The 2,024-nt window shown below is 55.6% G+C and carries 2 protein-coding genes; one reads left to right on the top strand and one right to left on the bottom strand.

Going from position 1 to position 2,024, the window contains the following annotated elements:
- Positions 1-775 (top strand): glycerophosphodiester phosphodiesterase (locus NW815_RS06780; RefSeq protein WP_414415832.1); only part of this gene is annotated, 775 nt, incomplete at its 5' end.
- On the opposite strand, the gene NW815_RS06775 is transcribed toward NW815_RS06780, so the two are convergent.
- Positions 772-1,506 (bottom strand): protein-L-isoaspartate(D-aspartate) O-methyltransferase, encoded by a 735-nt coding sequence (locus tag NW815_RS06775; RefSeq protein WP_414388957.1) that lies wholly within the window; start codon positions 1,504-1,506, stop codon positions 772-774. The genes NW815_RS06780 and NW815_RS06775 overlap by 4 nt on opposite strands.
- Positions 1,507-2,024 lie beyond the last annotated feature (518 nt).

Below are 2,024 nucleotides of genomic sequence, written 5' to 3'. Positions count from 1 at the left end.
AGCAGTGTTCAGCGTAAATGTATCAGGTGCTGACATGCTCCCCTACACCCAGATTGTCGCCCACCGTGGGGAGCACACCCACGCCGAGGAAAATACCCTGGCCGCTTTTGCTGCCGCTATTGAGGTGGGGGCCGACCAAATTGAGCTGGATGTGCGCTGTAGCCGAGATGGGATCCCGCTCGTTGTTCACGATGCCGATTTGGATGGACAGCCTTTGTCTGCGCTAACCTGGGCCGAGATTCGGGCCCGCAAACCCACGATTCCCACTCTTGAAGAGACCCTGTCACATATCAAGGGCAAGATCACCCTCGATATCGAACTCAAAGAAGCAGGCTATGAGGAACAAGTCCTTGCCCTCGTTAGCGATATTTTGACCCCCGAAGAATTTGTGATCACCTCTTTTTTGCCTCAGGTGGTGCAGCGGGTTAAAACGCTTTTGTCCCCGCAACCCAAGGTTGGCCTGTTGATCGAGGCAAAGGCTGAGGAGCAAGCCAAGGGATCTTTACTTACCCGTTGCCGGGAGTTGGGAGCGGATTTTCTGGCCCCCCACTACAGTTGGGTGAACTTGCAGTTCTTGGCTGAAGCTGAACAGGCCGGGATCCCTCTGTACGTTTGGACGGTGAACGATCCTGAAGTGATGAAGTTGTGCTTGCAGCCATTTGCCGGCTCAGTAGGACAAAATCCCGTTGTTCAAGGGTTGATTACCGACCGTCCCCAATTGGCTTTGCAAATTCGCGCCCACCTTTTGGCAGGAGTAGAGGGGGCAAAACCCTAGACCATGGGCACAAACTGCACCGGAAAAGCCCCTTTTTGAACCCATCCTTGGGCTGTTTTGCAGAGGATCAGCAAGGACTGGGATCCCTGGGCACCGGAGTCCGAAGGGCTTTCTCCCACCGGCACCACCAAGGTGCCCCCCACCGCCAGTTGATCCAGCAGCACCGTCGGCACAGTTGGGGGCGCTGCCGTCACCAGAATGGCATCGTAGGGAGCATGCTCTGGCCAACCTTGGTAGCCATCCCCCTGACGCACTTCCACGTTGCGATAGCCCAGGGCAGCGAGGGTTTGTTGAGCTTGAGCAGCCAATGGGGACAGACGCTCCAGGCTATACACTTGCCGGGCCAGCTCTGCCAAAACAGCCGCCTGATAGCCGGAGCCGGTGCCGATTTCCAACACCACCGATTCAGGCGTGAGGCGAGCAGCTTCTGTCATAAAAGCAACAATATAGGGCTGAGAAATGGTCTGGCCATAGCCGATGGGCAGAGGGCAATCCCTGTAGGCCCGATCCCGCAGATCAGAGGGGACAAAAAGGTGACGCGGCACTTTTCCCATGGCTTCCAGTACCCGTGGATCTCGGATCCCTCGTTTGATGAGCTGTTTCTTGACCATCTGCTCCCGTTGGGAAGCAAAAGGATCGGAAGCGTCTGGGGGCTGAGGTTCAACTTCTGGGATCCCAGCTGGAGAGCGAGAAGAATGTCTCCACCGGAAGGATGAGAATGGGTTGATCACCGATACACAACCTCCAGAAACGATGAGCTGCTCAGATCTTTCTCCGCTGCAACTGCTGGGCCGTCGAGCTTGGGGCTATGGATTCCACTCTCCCTCTTCCCCCCTGAGAAGGAAGGACTGGAGACGCTTGCTGCACGTGACATGAAGAGGATGAGTTAACCCAATTTCTCGCGTTGCAAGGGGGGCAGGGGTGAGGGAAAAAGCGCCTGGAGAGCTCTACCCCGATCCTGGCTCACCTTCGGCAAGACTTCACCGCTTGATGAAGAGATTGTTGCTGAATGGGAGGATGAAAAAACGGGATCCCCAAGATCCCCTACCTTGATTCTGCTGGGCTTTCTTGAACTTCGTTGGAGCCTCAGGTAAAGCTTACAGCCGGGATCCCCATGGGAGATATGGGATCCGGTTTGATCAAAATTGTAAAGTTTTGTGCGCAATCTGCCGGGGCGAGCAATCACCACCCTGGTTCTGCCAGCGCAAGATTTTATAGTGTTGATCCCTACCTTTTCCCCGCAAGGGGA

It is taken from the genome of Synechococcus sp. R6-7, from assembly GCF_047461695.1.
GTDB lineage: Bacteria > Cyanobacteriota > Cyanobacteriia > Thermostichales > Thermostichaceae > Thermostichus.
This window is presented reverse-complemented; position numbering and strand designations above follow the sequence as displayed.